The 20,459-nt window shown below is 52.6% G+C and carries 12 protein-coding genes; all 12 read left to right on the plus strand.

The window, feature by feature from the left end; genetic code table 11:
* Window positions 1–144: 144 nt before the first annotated feature.
* Window positions 145–1,923, plus strand: coding sequence for a sensor histidine kinase (locus M1D70_RS04455; RefSeq protein ID WP_456289232.1), 1,779 nt, complete (start codon window positions 145–147; stop codon window positions 1,921–1,923).
* Window positions 1,898–3,451, plus strand: a complete 1,554-nt coding sequence (locus tag M1D70_RS04460) for a response regulator (RefSeq protein ID WP_456289233.1) — start codon at window positions 1,898–1,900, stop codon at window positions 3,449–3,451. Before M1D70_RS04455 ends, M1D70_RS04460 begins: the two co-directional genes overlap by 26 nt.
* Window positions 3,452–3,591: 140 nt before the next feature.
* Complete coding sequence (locus tag M1D70_RS04465) at window positions 3,592–4,914, plus strand: ABC transporter substrate-binding protein (protein WP_009591115.1); 1,323 nt, start codon at window positions 3,592–3,594, stop codon at window positions 4,912–4,914.
* 30 nt (window positions 4,915–4,944) lie between these two features.
* Window positions 4,945–5,895, plus strand: a complete 951-nt coding sequence (locus M1D70_RS04470; RefSeq protein WP_009591117.1) for a carbohydrate ABC transporter permease — start codon at window positions 4,945–4,947, stop codon at window positions 5,893–5,895.
* A 29-nt stretch (window positions 5,896–5,924) separates the two neighbouring features.
* Window positions 5,925–6,758, plus strand: a complete 834-nt coding sequence (locus tag M1D70_RS04475; protein ID WP_009591095.1) for a carbohydrate ABC transporter permease — start codon at window positions 5,925–5,927, stop codon at window positions 6,756–6,758.
* Window positions 6,759–6,946: 188 nt separating this feature from the next.
* Window positions 6,947–8,497, plus strand: a complete 1,551-nt coding sequence (locus tag M1D70_RS04480; protein WP_456289234.1) for a response regulator transcription factor — start codon at window positions 6,947–6,949, stop codon at window positions 8,495–8,497.
* Between the two features lie 17 nt (window positions 8,498–8,514).
* The gene (locus M1D70_RS04485) at window positions 8,515–10,359 is read left to right on the plus strand and encodes a sensor histidine kinase (RefSeq protein ID WP_009591099.1); all 1,845 of its coding nucleotides are present in this window, start codon (window positions 8,515–8,517) and stop codon (window positions 10,357–10,359) included.
* A complete protein-coding gene (locus tag M1D70_RS04490; protein WP_456289235.1) occupies window positions 10,331–11,863 on the plus strand; it encodes a response regulator in 1,533 nt (510 codons plus the stop codon). Before M1D70_RS04485 ends, M1D70_RS04490 begins: the two co-directional genes overlap by 29 nt.
* Window positions 11,864–11,989: 126 nt before the next feature.
* On the plus strand, window positions 11,990–13,693 hold the full coding sequence (locus M1D70_RS04495) for a type 2 periplasmic-binding domain-containing protein (protein WP_009591101.1): 1,704 nt from the start codon (window positions 11,990–11,992) through the stop codon (window positions 13,691–13,693).
* 86 nt (window positions 13,694–13,779) lie between these two features.
* Window positions 13,780–14,739: an ABC transporter permease gene (locus M1D70_RS04500; protein WP_009591116.1), complete on the plus strand. Its 960-nt coding sequence runs from the start codon at window positions 13,780–13,782 to the stop codon at window positions 14,737–14,739.
* Entirely contained in the window at window positions 14,739–15,698 is a 960-nt protein-coding gene (locus M1D70_RS04505) for a carbohydrate ABC transporter permease (protein ID WP_007127858.1), read from the plus strand. The genes M1D70_RS04500 and M1D70_RS04505 overlap by 1 nt, the downstream gene beginning before the upstream one ends.
* Before the next feature lie 57 nt (window positions 15,699–15,755).
* On the plus strand, window positions 15,756–20,204 hold the full coding sequence (locus tag M1D70_RS04510; protein WP_456289236.1) for an endo-1,4-beta-xylanase: 4,449 nt from the start codon (window positions 15,756–15,758) through the stop codon (window positions 20,202–20,204).
* Window positions 20,205–20,459 lie beyond the last annotated feature (255 nt).

Genomic DNA, 20,459 nt, shown 5'->3' on the forward strand with positions numbered 1-20,459 from the left:
CTCCCGTCGGGATGTGGGAGAAGGAGGTAAGAAAGGCAGAATGGATGAGCGTCCAGAGCGAAGAAGAAAGAAGGTCAGATAGTTATGTAAGCGCTATCTCAAATGGTTCGCAATTTTCATTTCATGAAACAGGAGGGAGCATGTATGCGGGGATACCGTCGTCTTCATTCGATCGTGATTCAACTGTTTTTGTTTTTTTTCATCGGCACAACTCTCCCGGTTCTCATCATGGGTTTCCTGTCGTATCACAAATCGGCATCGATCGTGGAGGAGCAGGTCAGTAAAGTGGCTTCCCTCACGATCACCCAAGTCAGCGACAAGCTGAATATGTTCTTCAAGAAACTGGACGACTCCTCGATGATGGTGCTGAACAGCAAAGTGGTTCACGGCATACTGGAGGATCAGGATATCAGTAAATACGACCTGACGTTGAAGGTGAAGGAGGGGAAGGACCTGCTGACGTCCATCATGATTAATTCGCCGGAGATCTTGGACGTATACGTGTTTGACGTGCAGCGGAACAATTCGGTCCTGAGCGCGGATTCCTTGATGTCCATCCCGGACCAGTGGGATTCTCCCTGGTATCGGGCGATACTGGAGGCGAACGGGCAGGCGGTATGGTTCGGCTTGTCGGATACCTCCTACCTGAAGCAAACGGGAATGGGATTTCCTGTGTTCGGGCTGGGCCGGGCCATCCGGAGCTGGGATACGGGGGAGATCGTCGGGGTGATGTTCATCGAAATTATGGGGGATGTCCTGATCGATGAATTAAACCATGTCCAATTCGGCGACACGGGGTATATGTACGTGGCGAATGACGAGAATCGTTACTTTTACCATCCCGATCCATCGATGTACGGGAAGCAGTCCAGGATCAAGCTGCCCTCGGGTTTGACGGAATACAACCTGAATAACAACAAAACGCTGATGATCCCCTCGCGCCTGAACAACGGCTGGCATGTGGTCGGCATGGTGCCGCTTAAGGAACTGACGGCCGATTCCGCCAGTATTAGGAGTTTCACGGTCTGGATCGTATTCGGATCGATTCTGGCCGCGATCGGCATCGGATATTTCATGACGAGGAGAATCGGCAATCCACTCGTTCAGTTGAGCCGCTTGATGCGCAGAAGCGAGGCGGGCGATTTATCGGTCCGCAGCAAGAACGTAGGCCCCAGCGAGATCGGTCAGCTGGGCCGAAGCTTCAACAAAATGATAGAGCAGATCGACCTGCTCATCAGGCGGATCGCCGCGGAGGAGTCCGAGAAGAAAAAAGCCGAAATCCGCGCGCTGCGGTATCAGATCAATCCCCATTTTCTCTACAATACGCTGAACTCGATCCGCTGGATGGCCAAGCTGAATCGGACGAATGACGTGGACCGATCGGTTACGGCCCTGGTTCATCTGCTGGAGGGGAGCCTGGAGCGCAACGGAGTGTTTATAAGGCTTGGAGATGAATTGGAGCTGCTTCGGAAATATATGATCATCCAGAATTACCGTTATGACCACCAAATCGAGCTGTGGATCGATTGCCCCGAGGAAATGGAGGACCTCCACGTTCCTCGGATGCTGCTGCAGCCGATCGTGGAGAATGCGATCTTTCACGGGATTGCCCCGCTTGATGAAGGGGGCGTTATTCAGATCCGGATAACACTGCAGCAGCAGGATGTCATGGTGCGGATCGAGGACAACGGAATCGGCATTAAGCCTGAACGGATCAAGGGACTGCTGTCGTATGAGCAGGATCACTCCAAGCAAGGCATGACCCATATCGGCCTGCGTCATGTTCACCAAACGGTCCAGCTGTATTATGGCAGCAGGTACGGGGTATGGGTGGAAAGCACGGAAGGCGGAGGAACGAGGGTCACGGTCACGTTTGCAAGACAAAGGGGGGACGATTATGTACAGAGTGCTGCTCGTGGATGACGAAGCGATCGCGCGTACGGGACTGCGCTCGACCTTCGATTGGGAGAAATACGGTTACCGGCTTGTCGGGGAAGCCTCCAATGGACAACGGGCCATGAAGTGGATCATTAACGGGGATTTGGACATTCTGATCACGGATATCGCGATGCCTGTCATGGACGGTTTAGAATTAACTCGCCGGACAAGGGAGCTTTGTCCTTGGGTGAAGGTACTGCTGCTCAGCTGTCACAGCGACTTCGAGTTCGTGCGGGAAGGCATCAGGCTTGGCGCATCGGATTATATCCTCAAGCCGACGCTGGACGCGGACTCCCTGGGCACCGTGCTTGATCACATGCGATTGAAGCTGGAAGAGGAGAAGCAGATGCAGCGGATTCTGACCGAGCATGAGCAGCAGCAGCGGCTGAATAAGAAGAAGGCCGCCGGAAAAATGCTCTTTCAGGCGCTGTCCGGTGAGCCGGATGCACTCGCGAAGCTGGAAGCATGGAACCATAACGGCTCGTATCTGCTGGCTGTGCTCCAGCTAGATTCGGATCTGGGCGCTGCTGCGGCCGGCATACAGCCAAAGGATTGGCAGGAGGAGATCGAACGGTTCATGGGGCAGTTATATGACCAGGCGCCGGAGGCGCTGGCAGCTCGGCTGGAAACGGACCGGATCGCGGTCTGCTTACCGTTAAGGGATGAAGCAAACGGGCAGGCTTCAGGGGACGAAGGAGCTATCCGCCTGCCGATCCGGAGCACGATGGGGCTTAGCAGGAGATATAACAGCATGGATAAGCTGCAAGAAGCGTTTAGAGAAGCCGCTGAAAGCCTGGAGGGCCTCTTCTTTCATCCAGATCAACAGATATTGCGGGCAGAGGAGCTTCCCCTGACCGATGCCGATTCGACTCAGGAGCGGCCGGCTGCCGAGCTGCATGCCCTAAGGGCCGCGCTGACCGTCGGGAACATGGACATTAGCGAGGAACGTCTGCAGTCCATTATGCAGCGCTGGCGTCCCGGACGGATGAAGAAGCCGGCGGTCCTCCGGGAAGCAGAGGAGCTTCTGAGCTTGCTTGCTATGTTACATCTTCCCGGCGGTCCGCCGCTTCCGCAGATCGGGGAGGTGGGCAAGCTTCGCTCGGTGGAGGAAGTGAAGAAGCTGGTTCTCCAAGGCTTTCATGCGCTTCGGGAGGAAGCCATGCGCCACCCTGTACCGGAATCCACGCTGCATGAGCGGATCGTGCTGCAGGCCGTCCAATATATTAAGGCGCGCTTTACCGAGCCGATCTCCCTGCAGGAGGTGGCGGACGAAGTGGCTGTCAGCCGCAACTATTTTAGCGAATTGTTTAAGCGCGTCACGGGACACAACTTCATTGACTATGTCATTGATCTCCGCTTGAAACGGGCCAAGGAGCTGCTCTCCACAACATCGCTGCGTGTGTATGAAGTGGCGGATCGTTCCGGATTCAATGACGTGAAATACTTCAGCAAGCTGTTCAAGAAAATGGTAGGCATGACGCCAGCTGAGTACAAGGGACAGCATCGAAAATAAGGGGATTTCACAGGATCGGAAAAGAAGCCACTTTTTCGGAACATAATCCGTTCAAAAGCTTTTTGCCAAAATTTTATAATTAAAGCGTTTACAAAAGCTGTGCCAGCGAGTCCAAATCTGGTTTGAATGGAGGAAATGAAATGACAAGAAAACAGGTGAGAGGGTCATTGCTTGCAATCATTCTTCTACTATCATCCATACTCCAAGCGTGTGGAGGCGGCGGAACATCAGAGGGCGGGGAGTCCGGAAGCGGCGAGAAGGTCAAGATCAAATGGGCGACCTGGGGAAATCCGGGCGAGCTTAGCCGCTTTCAGGAGCTGACGAAGGAATTTAATAAGAATCACTCGGACATTGAGGTCGAATTTATTCCGATTCCGGGCGAGTATGATCAGAAAATATTAACCCAATTAACAGGCGGGACGGCTCCGGATATCTTCTATGCAGGCGACGCCCTGGTCGTGAAACTGATCGAGAATCAGAGCATTGAGAATTTGACGACGTATATGGAAGCTCCGGAAAGCGTGATCAAGAAAGAGGATTATTTCGAAGGCTTGTGGGGCGCAGCCGTTCGGGATGACCAGATCTTCGGGGTGCCTGTGGATTGCAACCCGATGGTGCTGTGGTACAACAAGAAGGTGTTGAAGGAAGCAGGGATAACCGAGATGCCGGCCGATCTTCAGGCGAACGGACAGTGGACCTGGGACAAATTCAAGGAGATGGCGGACAAGATCAGGGACAGCAAAAAGTACGGCTACGTGCTGGATAACTCCTGGAACAGCTACCACAGCTGGGTTACTTCCAACGGCGGCCGGGTGTACGACGACGAAGGGAATTTCGTAGCGGCTTCGGATCCGAAGGCGATGGAGGCTTTCCGCTTCCTGTACGACAACGTGAAATCCAAAAACATCACCTTCTCCGGCACGCTTCCGAAAGGGCAAGGCGGGGATGCCATGTTTATGTCCAACCAGGTCGGATTCGTTGCTGCAGGCCGTTGGTACCTGCCGCTGTTCAAGAAGAATCAAGGACTTGAATATGACGTGGTTACATGGCCAACCAATACCGGCAATAAAATCGAGCCGGCCGGTATCCCGACTGCATACATGGTGATGAACAAGGCATCGAAGAATAAGGAAGCGGCATACACCTTCTTCTCCGAGTACGTTAGCAAAGAAGGCCAACGCTTCCGCCTGCAGGGCGGCGGCAATGCCGTCCCGTCGGTACAGGGAACGGATGAGGTGGTCCTGGAAGGGAATCTGCCGGAGCACGCCCAGTTATTCCTGGACGCGCGCGAGATCGGGTATTCCCTGACTCCGTTCGAGGCGGGCATTCCCGGGCTAAGCCAGGATATAACGTCCAAGTTCGAGGCGCTGTGGCTGAAAGATCAGGAGCTTGAAAGCTCCTTGAAGGATATTCAGGATATGGCCAACAAGAAAATTCAGGATTACAAGAGCGGCAATAATTGATCCAGCTCTGGGGAGGAACGGTGAGATGAAATGAACATGCAGCCTGCAGGAAGCTCCGGAGCCGCTCCTTCTCCGGAGCGGTTTCCGGAGAGGAGAACAACCTTAAAGAGCAAGACGTCCGACGGTTTATGGGGGTACTTTTTTATCTTTCCCCAGATGATCGGTTTGATCGCTTTTTCATTGGTTCCGCTCATCTCGGCTTTTGTCATCAGCATGATGAACTGGGACGGCATGGGGGCGAAGAAGTTTATCGGACTCCAAAATTTCGTGTCTCAGCTTCAGGATGAGGAGTTCCACATCGCTTTGGTGAACACGGTGTATTACACGATTCTGTCGGTGCCGACCGGCATCGTTCTCGCCATGCTGGTGGCGGTGGGCTTAAACCGGGTTCGCGGAAAGATTCTGTACCGGCTGATCTACTTCATGCCGAACATTACGATGTCCGTCGCCGTGGCCGTCGTGTTTATGTGGCTGTTCAACGCCGACTTCGGCCTCATTAACATGTACCTGCAGCAGTGGTTCGGGATAACGGGCCCCTCCTGGCTGACGGATTCCAGGTACGTGATGCCTTCGATTGCCCTGCTGAGCGTCTGGATGGGGCTGGGAGGCAACATGGTGCTGTTCCTTGCCGGACTTCAGGGCATATCGAGAAGCTATTACGAGGCGGCCGAGATTGACGGCGCCGGCAAATGGCAGCAGCTGATCCATATTACGATTCCGCTGCTGTCCCCGACGACCTTTTTCGTAACGATCATGTCCATCATCGGTTCCTTTCAGGTGTTCGACCAGTCGTTTGTCATGACCTCCGGCGGACCGGCGAAGGCCAGCTATACGCTTGTCTATCACATCTACGAGACGGCCTTTGCGGACTTTACCTTTGGCAAGAGCACGGCGTCGGCGGTCATCCTGTTCGTGATGATCCTGTCGCTCACCTTGTTCCAGATGAAGATGTCCAAGCGGTGGGTGCATTACGAAGACTGACGGTTCGAACCTAGGAAGGAGGAAAACGAATGATACATCGGGGATTGAGGATGTCCACCGTGGTGCTGCATATCGTGCTGATTTTAGGCGCCTGCATGATGGCCCTGCCGTTTGTGTGGATGGTGCTCAGCTCGCTCAAGGATTTGTCGCAAGTATTCGTCGTGCCGCCCAAATGGATTCCGGATCCGTTCATCTGGTCCAATTATAAGGATTCGCTGACGGCCCTGCCGTTCGGGCGCGCGTATTTCAACAGCTTCTACATCAATATCATCGTGGTGGTTTCACAGCTGGTTACCTGCTCCATGGCGGCTTATGCTTTTGCCAAAATCACGTTCCCGTTCCGGGAGCCGCTGTTCGTCCTGTTTCTGGCAACGATGATGGTGCCGGGACAAGTAACCATTATTCCGCTCTATCTGATCATGAAAAATATCGGATGGCTGGATACGCATCTGGCAATTATCGTCCCTTCTGCGCTGCTAAACGCATTCGGGGTATTTCTGCTCCGGCAATTCTTCAGGGGCATTCCGAAGGAAATGGAAGAGGCGGCCATCGTGGACGGCGCGAATCGCTGGACGATCTACGCCCGGATCATGATTCCTCTAATCAAGCCGGCTTTATCGGCACTCGGGATATTTACCTTTCTCGGGATGTGGAACAACTTCTTTAACCCGTTGATTTTTCTCAGCAGCACGGATAAGTTTACCGTGCCGATGATGCTGAATTTGTACCGCGGCATGTACGCGACAGATTGGACGCTGATGATGGCGGGGGCTTCCATTGCGCTCGTCCCGGTGCTCATCGTGTATATCATCGGGCAGAAATATATTATTGAAGGCGTTACTTTATCCGGGATTAAGGGATAGGCAAGCTTGAGCAGCCCGTAAGCGGGGTTCCTTTGTACAAAGGAACCCCGCTTACGGTTATTTGTGTTCTGACCAGGATACCAATATAAAGCAGAGGAGCTGCAGTATATTCTCACAGATATACTAGTATGGTAGTATAAGGTAAAATGAGTGCGCTTACATCTGACATATCATGAGGGGGGACGAGGGTGTTGTTCAATGTACTTCTGGTGGACGATGAACCATGGGTTCTGGAAGGACTTCGAACCATGATCGATTGGAACCGGTTTGGATTTCAAATATGCGGAGAAGCCCTGAGCGCTCCGGAAGCGCTAAAGTTAATGGAACAGTTGAAGCCCGAGCTGGTGATGACGGATATCCACATGCCAGTCCTGAACGGCCTGGAATTGATTGAGCACAGCAAACGGATACTGCCTCTTCCTCCGAAATTCGTTATTTTGAGCGGATATGATGATTTTGGATACGCGCATCAAGCCATGCGCCAACGGGTCGCCGAGTATTTGCTGAAACCGATTGATGACGAGGAGATTGAGGCAGTGCTTGCCAAGCTCAGCCATGAGATCCAGGACGAACGAGACGCTGAACGCAGCTACCGGAAGAAAGCCGGCCTTGCCGTCCATTATTTGTTGAACCGGCTCATTCGGGAAGAGTTGAGCCCTGATTTGGCCGAGCAAGCCAGCAATGCGATGCAAATCCAGGGCGAGCCGCTGCTGCAGTGCCTATTGATTGAAACAGGGATTACTGAAACGGGAGTGGATTGGATCGAATGGATGACCGATTACGGGCCCCCGAGCTTACTGGGATGCTTCCAGGACAATAGCGGGAGCATCGGAGTGGTGCTGCATGTCGAGCATTCGACTCCGGATGAGGTCATGGAGACTGCGCTGCAGTTGCAGTCTGCTCTGGCCCGGGAGCTTGAAGGGCCGGTTATCGTGGCGTTAAGCGGCACAGGGGAGGGAATCCAGGCGATCGGAAAGCTTTACAGGCAAAGCGCGGAGGTGCGCGACGATAAGCGAAGCCAAGGCCGAAGCGGCGTGTTTTGTTGCCAAGAACCGAGAGGAGCCGAGCGGCTCCGGGGACTTCCCTGCGGATGGATGGACGAATTGCTTTCCATGATTATGGCGGGGGAGCATGCGTCCATCGAGTCATGCTTGGCGCGGATTTTTACGGCCATGCCCGATCATCTCCTCCACCTGAGGGCTTTTCAAGCCGATGTGGCCGATCTGGAATTGAAGCTGTGTCGAAGAATCGCGGAAATGAATGGAGATCCGGATCTATTCATGAACCGGCTGCAAAGGAAGCTTGGTCATCTGAGTGATGCTTGCCATAAAGCGCCATTGAAGAATTATATGCGGTTGCTCGCGTTTGAGGCCGCTTCGCAGCTGGAAGAGTTAAGCAAGCTTAACGAGCACAACACCATTTTTCAAGTGATTCAGTATGTCGACCGGGAGTACCGGAGCAGGCTTCAGCTTCAGGATTTGGCACGACATTTCCATATGAACGCCACCTATTTGGGGCAGCTGTTCAAGAAGCATGCTGGCAAGCCGTTCAAGGAATACCTGAATGACAAGCGGATCGAGGAGGCCAAGCTGCTGCTGAAACGGAGCGGAATGAAGGTTTCCGAGATTGCGCTCCATGTCGGGTTCCCGAACGCGGACTATTTTATCCATAAGTTTAAGTTGACAACCGGGATTCTGCCCTCGAATTACAAGAATCATGTTGAAAGCAAGCAGCGCTAAACCGGGAGGGTGCCTTCATGAAGAGAGTGTTCAGGCTGGGGAATTTCGTGAACGATATTCCGTTGAAAACTAAATTTTTTCTTATTTTTGTCATTGGTGTACTGCTGCCTATTCTGGTGGTCAACCTCATCTTTATGGATCGGATGTCGGAGCTGATCCGGGAGAGAGAGGAGCAGAACCTCGATATCTCGATGGAGCGGGCTAGGAAGGATATTCATAATTTCATCGACGGCGGGGTGGCTGTAAGTCATGCGCTGAGTACAGATAAGACCCTTTACGAAATGCTCGATCGCGAGTATGAGTCCCAGCTGGACTTCTACGAAACCTTTGATGAGCAGCTCCGGAATCGGGTAACGAGCTACATACCGGTTAACAACCAGATTCAGCGGATTAGCATCTTCACCGAAAATTCCACCATTGTGTCCGGCGGCAATTATCATGTGATCAACGATAATGTGCTCGAGAGCGATTGGTATGCGTTGTGGAAGAGCTCGGCCCATCCGGTGCTGGTGGCGGCATACAGGGCTACGGAGGCAAGCAATTCGGCTTCGACGGTTCCGTATTTAAGCGTCATTGAGAAGATGGATTATTTTGATAGCTATTCCACTTATGAGAAGCTGCTTCGCATCGACATCGACCTGAGCAAGATCTATGACGTTATTGTACGGGAACGCGATTATCTGGATATGTATTTGGTGAACGAGAACAATGAGATTATTATGTCGGCCAGCAGCGGTTATGAAAGAGGGAAGTACAGCGCATATTCGAAGCTTGACCTGGAGCAATACGATGAAGAGGATCGGCATGTGTTCTCAATCGGAACGGCCAGGTACGTGAAGGGGTGGAAGCTGATCGGCATCAACCGGGGGAGCCGGATTACGAGCGCCATGCTGGATATGCAGCTGTTTACCGTTGTATTGGCAGCGGTTGTTACGCTGGTTGCGGCGGTCTTTATTACCGTTATGCTCCGGTCCTACAATTACCGGGTGAAGCGTTTGTCCCGTCATATGCAGAAGGTGAGCAACGAGAAATTCGACTTGATTGAACTGGACGAAGGCCGGGACGAAATCGGCGGACTCATCCGGAATTTCAATCAGATGACAGCGAAGATGAACTCCCTGATCAACAATGTGTACAAGCTGGAGATTCAGAAGAAAAGCCTGGAGATGGAGCGGGTTCGGGCTGAATTGAACTTTTTGCAGAGCCAGATGAATCCCCATTTCCTGTTCAATACCCTGAATGCGATATTGGTGGTCTGCACGAAGAATCGATACACGGATGTGACGGATATTATCAAAAGCTTGTCCAAGCTGCTTCGCAGACTGCTGAGCTGGAGAGAGGATTTGGTCTCCGTGGAGGAGGAAATCAGATTTATCGAAATGTATCTCAAAATCGAAAAATTCCGCTTTCGGGATAAATTCGAATATCAATTCAACATCGATATGGAAGCGCTTCATTATAAAATTCCGAAAATGAGCATTCAGCCGCTCGTTGAGAATGCATGCAAATATGGCCTGCAGGCGATGGATGGAGCGGGTCTGGTGACCATAAGCGCTTCGGTTGCCCGTGATTATCTTCGCATCGTCATTACGGATAGCGGTAAGGGCATTGAGCAAAGCAAGCTACGGGACATTATTCTCTCGGTTCGCAACGAGCAGTTCTCGGGCAACAGCTTCGGCATTCGAAACGTATATCGGCGGCTGGAGCTGTACTACGACGATCATGTCATTTTCAACATTGCCAGCACCCCGAATCAAGGGACAACCGTTTCATTCGAGATTCCGATCCGGCTGTTGGAGTCTCGGGAGCATAAAGGCGGAGAGGGGGAGAACCATGCCTTTCAAAGTGCTGTTGATCGATGACGAACCGGTTGCGCTGGAAGGGCTGGCGCTGTGGATCGATTGGGAACGCTTGGGGTTTAGCGTCTGCGGAACCGCGGGCAACGGAGTGGAAGGCTTGAAGATGATTCATGGGCTTGCGCCGGATTTGGTCATTACCGATGTAAACATGCCGCTAATGGACGGGCTTCATATGATTGAAACCTGGCAGCAGCATCACCGGGATAGCGGTGTGAAATTTGCCATCATGAGCGGCTACAGTGAATTTGAATATGCAAGGAAGGCATTGCGGCACGGCATCCATCACTACATGCTGAAGCCTATTATTGCAGAGGAAGCCGAAGAGGAGCTCGGCAAGATTCATGCTGAGCTGATGCAGGAGCATCGCAGATTAAGCCTGAGCGCGATTGCTAAGAGGGAAGAGGATGTTTCGTTGATCATGCAAACGCTCTTGGAGATGCCGCTTAGGGCTAGCGGCCTGTCGAGGCTTCAGGTTATATCCTCCGCCCATCAAGAGTGGAACGTATGTCTGATCCAAGCAGAGCCTGACTTGTTTCCTGACGTCAAGGAAACCGTCGCCCGCTTGTCAGCCCACGCGAATTCGGAGTATGTCATCGATCTGGAATCGAACCGGCTTGGTTTGGTGAACGGTTATTCCCCTGACAACGGGAGCGTACCCTCAGGCACGATCCGCGAGCTGGTCCGCCATTATGCAGGACAGCGGCTGTTTATGGCTGTAGGAGAAGGCCAGCAGTCTCTGGTGCATATCCGTCGCTGCTACGAAACTGCCAAGGAAGCCATCGAGCATCAATTTTACGATCCGGCGTACGGCGGGATGATTTCATATGAAGAGGTACGGGATCGGCCGTTTCATTATCGTTATCCCACGAACCTGATGGATGATGTCATCAGGTCCGTGGAGCTCCTCGACAAGAAGGGATACCGAGAGGCTGCCGGATTGGCTGCGTCCAGGTTTGCGGAGCAGCGAATCGCGCCGGGGATCGTGAAGAAAATGGTGATCCATGTTTTGTATAAAATCATGGATTTGGTGAGGGAGGCGGAAGGTGCGGAAGCTCGAATCCTGGCAGCCAAATCCAATGCAGCTGGATTAACGGACGGAACCTTCCATTTGAACGACTTGATGGGAGAGCTGCTGCGCTTCGGGGAAGAGTGCATCGAGCTTCTTCTCAAGGAACAGGCCCGGCATTCGCAAGGCGTAATCCAGGAGATTAACGATTATATTCGGCAGCAATACCGCGAGAATCTGACCATTAAGCGATTGGCGGAGCTTTTTTATCTGCATCCCGTCTATCTCGGCCAGCTGCTGATGCGTAAGAATGGGATTGGCTTCAACGAACTCATACATAATTTGCGGATTGAGGAAGCGGCCACGCTGTTGAAGCAGAACAAGCTGAAGAACAGCGAAATCGCCGAAAGGGTCGGCTACACCCACTACAACCAATTCCTTAAGCATTTCGAAAAAAGATGGGGCATGGCACCGAATGAGTTCAAGAAGAGGATGTTCTAAAGTTTTTAAGGTTAATGCTTTAATTATAGTATAGTCCGCCTTTGAAAGCGCTTTTAAAATAAAGGAAGGTTACACGAAGAGGCGTATCGACCAAGGATGTAACCACATTATGACGGAGGTGCTTTTATGGGGGGTAAGACAAAATCATGGCTTCGGCTCAGCACGGTGTTGCTGTTGTCGCTTTGCATCGTCCTTACGGGCTGCGGGGGCGGAAACGGGAATAGCGGGGCCCAGCCGGAAGCAAAGGACTCCGCAGAACAAACAACACCCGGGACGGACGGGGATAAGATCGAACCATTTGAGGTGAGTGTTTTTATCGGTCAGCCCGACCAGCAACCAACACCTGACAACAAGATTTATAAATTAATCAGGGAAAAGACAGGAGCATCCTTCAAATTCGAGTTCCTGGCAGGCGATATTGACCAGAAGCTCGGCGTTATGATTGCAGGCGGCGATTATCCGGACATGATGACAGCGAATCAAAAGCTGACAGCTGCCGGTGCCTTTATCCCGCTCGAGGATTTGATTGAAGAACATGCGCCAAACTTGAAGAAGCATTATGAGAAGTACTGGAACATGATGAAAGACCCGAATGACGGTCATATTTACAATCTTCCAAACTACGGTGTAACGAATGCGGACGTTAGCTCGTCTTGGTATTCGGGCCCGGCTTTCTGGATTCAGAAGGACGTGTTGGCAGAGGCGGGATATCCAGAGGTTAAAACCTTGGATCAATATTTTGACTTGATTAAACAATACAAGGAAAAGCATCCGACCATCGACGGTACGCCGACGATCGGCTTTGAAATTCTGAACTATGACTGGAAAAACTGGGGGCTGTTCAATGCTCCTCAGCATTTGATCGGTCATCCGAACGATGGCGGTGTGGTCGTTAAAGATGGCAAGGCGGAAATTTTTGCCGATAAGGACTATGCCAAACGCTATTATAAAAAGCTGAACGAGATGAATACCCTGGGCATCATCGACAAAGAAACGTTCACTCAAAACTTCGACCAGTATATGGCGAAAATCTCCAGCGGCGCAGTTCTTGGTATGTTTGACCAGCACTGGAACTTCCAAAGCGCAGAAAACGCGCTGATTACCCAGAAGAAAGATGAAAGAACATATGTTGGTCTTCCGCTTGTATTTGATGAAAGCATCCGGGATCATTACAAAGATCGTCCGGCTCTAAACCTCAATAACGGATTCGGGATTACGGTCAATGCATCCGAAGAGCAGGCTATCAGAATTATTAAACTATTGGATACGCTGATTCAAGAAGATTGGCAAAAAATCTTGGCCTGGGGGATCGAAGGGGAAGATTACATCGTCAAAGATGGCCGATTCATGAAAACGCAAGAGCAGCGCGATCAGTTTACCGATGCAACCTGGAAGCTCGCGAATAAAGCCGATTCCTTCTACGGCCAAGCCCCAAAAATGGAAGGTTTATTCTCGGATGGCAACGCTACAGATGCGGCTGCCCAGCCTGAAGAAATTCTGGCAGGCATGAAAGAGTATGACAAGAACTTCCTCGCCCAATATGGATTCAACAGCTATGTCGACTTCTTCAGTCCGGCTCCCGAGAACGACATCGCTTACCCCGCATGGTCTGTCGACCTGGTAGACGGATCTGAAGCGAAAATCGTGAATACGAAGCAAAATGAGTTGTCCACGAAGTACTTACCCAAAGCCATTCTTGCTAAACCGGAAGAATTCGACAGCGTCTGGGATGAGTACGTCACTGATATCCGCAAGCTCAACATCAAGGCTTATGAAGATCGGATTAATGAAGTGCTGCAATGGAGAAGAGACACTTGGTCTGTTAAGTAAGGCAACGGAAGGTACATGAATCGTAAACGGGGAGGCTTCATGCCTTCCTTGTTTACGAAATATGGGGTTTTGGGGAGAACAAACTTATGGAAGAGACCTTTGTCAAAGACTCTGCCGTCCGGAAGCCTAAGACAAACAAGAAAATCACCTGGGCCGTACTCAAAGAACAGAGACAGTTGATCTATATGTCGGTGCCTCTGATGGCTTACATCATCTTGTTTGCCTATGTTCCTATTTGGGGATGGACCATGGCTTTCCAGGACTACAAGCCGGCTAGAGACTTTAGTGAACAGAAGTGGGTAGGCTTTAAACATTTTGAATTTCTTTTTAAGGACGATAGTTTCCTGCAAGTGCTTCGCAATACGCTCGCAATGAGTGTTATCAATATGATTCTCGGCTTTACGACTGCAATTATCCTTGCATTGTTACTGAATGAAATCCGGAAAGTATTTTGGAAAAGAACCGTACAGACGATCTCCTATCTTCCGCACTTTCTATCCTGGATCATCGTAACCGGGATTGTGGCGACGAGCTTGGCTTCGGACGGAATCATCAATGATGTCCTTATGAAGCTGCATCTCATCAAGGAGCCGATCCAATGGCTCAGTGAGGGCAAATACTTCTGGGGAATCGTCGGAGCGTCGCATGTTTGGAAAGAAGTCGGCTGGAATACGATTATATATTTGGCTGCGATGGCATCCATCGACCCGGCGCTTTATGAGGCTGCCGATATGGACGGGGCAAGCCGCTATCGGAAAATGTTCCATGTTACTTTGCCGGGCATTAAGCCAACGATCATTATTCTGTTGATCATGCAGGTCGGTCACATTCTGGAAGCAGGCTTCGAGGTTCAATACTTGCTGGGCAACGGTCTTGTTGTCGACTGGTCGCAAACGATTGACATTTTCGTGCTGAAGTACGGGCTTGCCCAAGGCAATTACTCATTAGCAACGGCTGCCGGTATATTTAAAACGGTCGTTAGTGTGACGCTGTTATTGATTGCAAACGGAGTCGCGAAACGGCTAGGGGAAGAGAGGCTGCTATAATGGCAAATCAAACAATCAGCCCTGGGCCAGCAACTGCTGCCGCAGCGCCTAAATCCGTCAGAAAAAAAAGAGTAGAGCCGATCCTTTTTAATACATTCAATACCTTGTTTATGATTGGTCTTGTCGTTGTCACATTATATCCGTTTCTGAACACGATCGTCGTTTCCCTGAATGCGGGGAATGATACGATCCGGGGCGGAATCTATCTCTGGCCGAGGGAATTTACCTGGCAGAACTACAAGGCGGTATTCGCTTCGGGAACGATATATGACGCGTTCTGGATTTCCGTGGCAAGAACAGTGCTTTCAACGCTGCTGAATCTGGTCTTGACCACGATGCTGGCGTATACGCTGAGCCGTCGGGAATATGTATTCCGCAAGCCGATTACATTGATCTTTATTCTGACGATGTACTTTAACGCAGGCTTGATTCCTGGATATTTCTTGATGAAGGACTTGCACCTGCTGAATTCGTTCTGGGTATATGTGATCCCGTCGATGATCAGCGCATTCAATATGATCGTTATCCGGACGTATATCGGAACGATTCCGGAAAGCTTGGTCGAATCGGCAAGAATTGACGGAGCCGGAGATTTTAAAATCTTCATCCGGATCATCTTCCCGCTGTGTAAGCCGGTGCTGGCAACCATTGCGCTGTTCGTGGCCGTGGGGGCTTGGAACTCCTGGTTCGATGCATTCATCTATACCTCCTCCCGCCAAGAGCTGAGCACTTTGCAGTATGAGCTGATGAAGCTGCTGTCATCCAGTATGAACGCGAACAGCAACCCGGCAGTGGCTGCCGGCGCAGGGATGACGCAGGACGCTGCGGTGAACATGGTAACGCCGATTTCGATTCGCGCTGCCGTAACGGTCGTGGCATCGGTTCCGATTCTGCTGGTTTATCCGTTCATGCAGAAATATTTCGTAGTCGGATTGAACGTGGGCAGCGTCAAGGAATAATCCAGCTTTCGCTATATGACAGACCATAAATGCAACCAATGAGGAGGCAAGCATTTCGTGTCTAAGAGAACACTCATTAGGAGGATCAGCCTGATGCTGATCGCGTTCATTCTGCTCATTCCGCCTGGCTGGAGCGCGGCGGCAGTTGAACCGGCCCAGCCGCCCGCTGATCAGGATATTGTGATTCACCATCATTTCGATGGCGGGACGGAGGGGTGGTTCAAACGGGGGACGGAGACGGTGACTTCCGCTACCTATGCTTATGAAGGGACGGGGAGCCTGCTGACGGAGGGAAGGACGGCGAACTGGAACGGCCCGGGGTTTAATCTATCCGCCACGAATCGGCTGGACAAGGGGGCTACCTATGAAATTTCCGCATATGTCCATCTGAAGGAAGGCACCCAAGGGTCTCAGAAGCTTCAGCTTGCGATGCAGCAATCCGGAGCCGAGCCGGAATACGTGAACTTCAGCAGCCCGGTCGACGTAACCGCCGACGGGTGGGTGGAGGTAAAAGGCCGTTATAAATACGATGCTAATGCTTCGGCCCTGCAGGTTTATTTGCAGAGTCCGAGCAGTCCGGACGCCGCTTATTATATGGACGAATTCAAAGTCCGGCTGATTGAGCCGGCAACGGACCCGGGCGGTGGGACGCCGGGAGAGCATACGGTCGTATGGGATTTTGAAGACGGAACGACGATGGATTGGGGACCACGCGATTCGGAGACCGTAGAAGCTGTGCCAGAAGCAGCCCATAGCGGCGGCTACGGCTTAAAGGTCCATGATCGGACGAACAGCTGGAACGGGCCCAGCCAGGATGTCAAAGACATCATGGCGAGCCAAAAAACGTATACGATCTCAGTCTATGCCAGGCTTGAGCAGGCTCCTGCCGCGGCGGTCAAACTATCGCTTTCGATGGAGAATAAAGCGGCGGGCGCGGCAGAGACGTCCTATACGACCCTCGCCTCAGCCTCCGCGAGCGGCACGGAGTGGGTGGAACTGAAAGGAACGTTCGGCTTCAGCTCGGATATGGAAACATTGAAGCTCTACGTGGAGACCTCGGATCTTTCCAATTTCTATGTCGATGACATTAAGCTCGCTCTGCCGGGCTCCATTCAGAATGATATTCCCGCACTGAAGGATGTGTATCGGGAGTATTTCGAGATCGGGGCAGCCGTGGAGCCTAAGCATCTGTCGGGCGTCCACAAGGAGCTTCTGGATTATCATTATAACTCGCTTGTTGCCGAGAACGTAATGAAACCGGAATCTCTCAATCCGAGAGAGGGAACCTATAACTTTGCCAACGCGGATCTGATCAGGGATTATGCCAGGGATCATGGCATGAACCTCCGGGTCCATACGCTGCTGTGGCATCAGCAAGGCGCCGAATGGATGCTGAAGGACGACAAGGGCCAATATCTTGAAGCCACGCCGGAGAACAAAGCGCTCGTCCTTCAGAGGCTGGAAGCTTATATCCATGAGGTGGCCGGCCGCTACAAGGGAGATGCCCGCGATTGGGACGTCGTGAATGAGGTCATTGACGAAGGGCGTCCGGACGGCATGCGTGACAGCCAGTGGTACCGGATAACGGGGCTCGACTATATCCGGACCGCCTTTCATGCGGCGCGAGATGCAGCCGGACCCGAAGCCAAGCTGTACATCAACGATTACAGCACGCACAACCCGAAGAAACGCGATTATTTGCTGAATCTCGTAAAACAGCTGAAGGCGGAAGGCGTTCCGATCGATGGCGTTGGCCATCAAACGCACATCAATATCAGCGGGCCGTCCATCCAGCAAATCTCGGATTCCATCCGGATGTTCGGCGAGGCAGGATTTGATAATCAGCTTACCGAGCTGGACGTCTCGGTGTACACGAACAATACCGACGCCTTCCAGACCGTTCCTCAGGAATTGCTCGACAAGCAGGGCTATCGGTACAAAGAGCTGTTCGAAGAATTGAAGCGGCTGGACCAAATGGGCGTTGATGCAGGCGTGGAGGGCGGCTGGATCAGCAATGTCACCCTTTGGGGGATTGCAGACGACCATACCTGGCTGCATGACCGTCCCGCGGGGACGGGCCGCCAGGATGCCCCGTTTCCTTTTGACAAGCAATATCAGGCCAAGCCAGCTTATTGGGGAATGGTCGATCCCTCCAGGCTAACGATTGTGAGAAAAACCGGGACGGCTGTGGAGGGTAAGGCCGTCATCGACGGACAACCGGATGTTGCCTGGAATCTGGTTCCTGCACTTAAGACGGAGAAGCTAGGAGCGTTGTCTGCCGAATTTAAGACGCTATGGGACAAGGACCATATCTATGTCAGCGTTGACGTGAAAGACGGATCGATAGCCCCGGGGGATCAGGTTGATATCTTCGCGGTGGTGAACGGTACCCTGCAAGAAGCCCGGATTCAGCGTGGAGCCGCCAACACGGCAGAGACCGCGGGAGGTTACGCGGGGGAGGCCCTTCTCCAGCTACACGGAACAGGGGCATTGGGCAGCGACATTTATTTCGATGTCAGGGTAACGGATTCCGGTTCGGATGACGGTTCCGAGCATGGCAAGAACGGAGCGGTGGTGTCCTGGAGCGATCCAAGGCATGCCCAGGAGAGCGATCAAGACGGACTCGGCATTCTTACGCTCGCAGCTGCGCCGAAATCGGCCCAGGCCTTCTACGGCACCCCGAAGGTGGACGGCGAGCTGGACGGCATCTGGAGGGGAGCCGCGGAACTGGCAACCGATGTGTGGGTCGAGGGTAACAGCGGCGCGACCGCAACATTCCGGACGCTATGGGATGAGAATTACCTGTATGTTTACGCCATGGTTAGCGACAGCTTGTTGTCGGATGCAAGTCCCAACGTATGGGAGCAGGATTCGGTAGAGATTTTTGTGGACCAGAATAATGGAAAGACGGATGCTTACCAAGAAGATGATGGACAGTACCGGATGAGCTTCAACAATCTGCGTTCCTTTGGCGGTTATGCGGGCGAGGATAACTTCACTTCGGCAGCGAAGGTGATCGACGGGGGATATGTCGTTGAAGCAGCGATCCGCCTGGATAAGATCAAGCCTGAGAAAGGGACGGTCATCGGATTCGATTTGCAGGTGAACAACGATGAAGACGGCCAGGGTACAAGAGACAGCGTGGCCATCTGGTCGGATCCGTCGGGCCAGTCCTATCAGAACACGTCCAGGTTCGGCGTGCTGGAATTCACGAAGAGCTCCGCTCCAGGCGGAGGAGACGGAAACGGCGGAGAACATAACGGCGGCGGTGACGGAGGAAGCGGAGCAAACGCGGGCGGCGGGGGAAGCAGCACAAGTCCAGCTCCAAACACGCCTTCACTCGAAATCCGGAACAACGACGGGCGGATTCTCGCTGTTCTCTCGAGCCAAGTCCTTCAGCAGGCATTGGATAGGGCGGCAGCCGGTGTGGAAGGGCCGAAGCGAGCAATCGTGGATATCCCGGCTCAAACAGAGGCCCAGTCCTACGAAATTCAATTGCCGGGCAAGTGGCTGCTGGGGAACTCGGAGGTTGTGTTGATCCTCCAAACGGAGTTCGGCGCACTGGAGCTGCCAAGCGCATGGGTTCGGGGAGCCGGAGTAAAGGATACGGAAACCGTCACGCTGCGTCTGGCGAAAGCTTCGGGCAGCAATTGTGCTGCAGCCCTTCGCGAGGAGATCGGTGATCGTCCGGTGTTCCGGGTAGAGGTTCTTGCCGGCGACCGGGCCCTGTCGTGGAAATCGGGGAAAGCTCGCCTGATCTGGTCGGTGCCTTACACACCAACCAAGGAAGAGCTGGCACAACCGGATCATATCTTTGTCAGGGAGATCGATGCCAACGGGCAAGGCGGGCCTCTTGCTGACAGCCGTTATGATGCGAAACAGGGGATCGTTCGCGCAGCGCTGCCCCATGGCGGCACGTTTGCAGTCGCTTCCGCATTTAAAGCGTTTCATGACCTGAAGCATGTGCCGTGGGCGATCGATGCGATCGAAACGATGGCCTCCCGCGGATTTATCCAAGGGGTAAGCGAAACGCTGTTCGATCCGCAGAACGAAATCACCCGGGCCGAATTCCTCGTTATGCTCGTACGCGTGCTGGAGCTGGAAGGCCCGAGCGAAGGCCGGGCAGCATTCGGAGATGTTACGTCTTCGGCCTATTATTACAAACACGTGCAAATCGCCGCAGAGCTTGGGCTCGTTCAAGGCGTCGGCGGAAATCGTTTCTCGCCGGACACGCCGATGACGCGCCAGGACATGATGCTGGTAACGCATCGTGCCCTGGAGGCGGCAGGCAAGAAGCTGGAAGGCGAAGGGGCGCTGGATGCTTTTGCCGATGGGGATGAGGTTGCCGAATATGCCAAATCGAGTGCAGCTGTGCTTGCAGGGTCGGGCATCGTGTACGGCATGAACGGCAAAATCTCCCCGAAGGCTTACTTTACGCGTGCCCAGGCAGCCGTGATTCTGGAACGGATTTGGAATTGGGAACGGATTAAGACCGTGAATCGTTAATGCGATGATCGGACGTAAACGATGAAAAGCAGTATGTGCGTATGAATGAGATGGAGGCCACCCGTAGCAACGGGCTGGCCTTTTTCGTTCGAATCCTCAGGCCAGGCGGGCGGCGCGCTATGAATCATGCGGGACAGGCGAATCCTTTTCTAGCAAAAGACGTCTATCTTCGTGCTTTCTTGGAAAACCTATTCATAGATTCAAGATTCTAAGCTAACGCTATTAAATAAATCTATGAATATGGGTTGGAGGTTG

This window comes from Paenibacillus sp. AK002 (assembly GCF_053903045.1).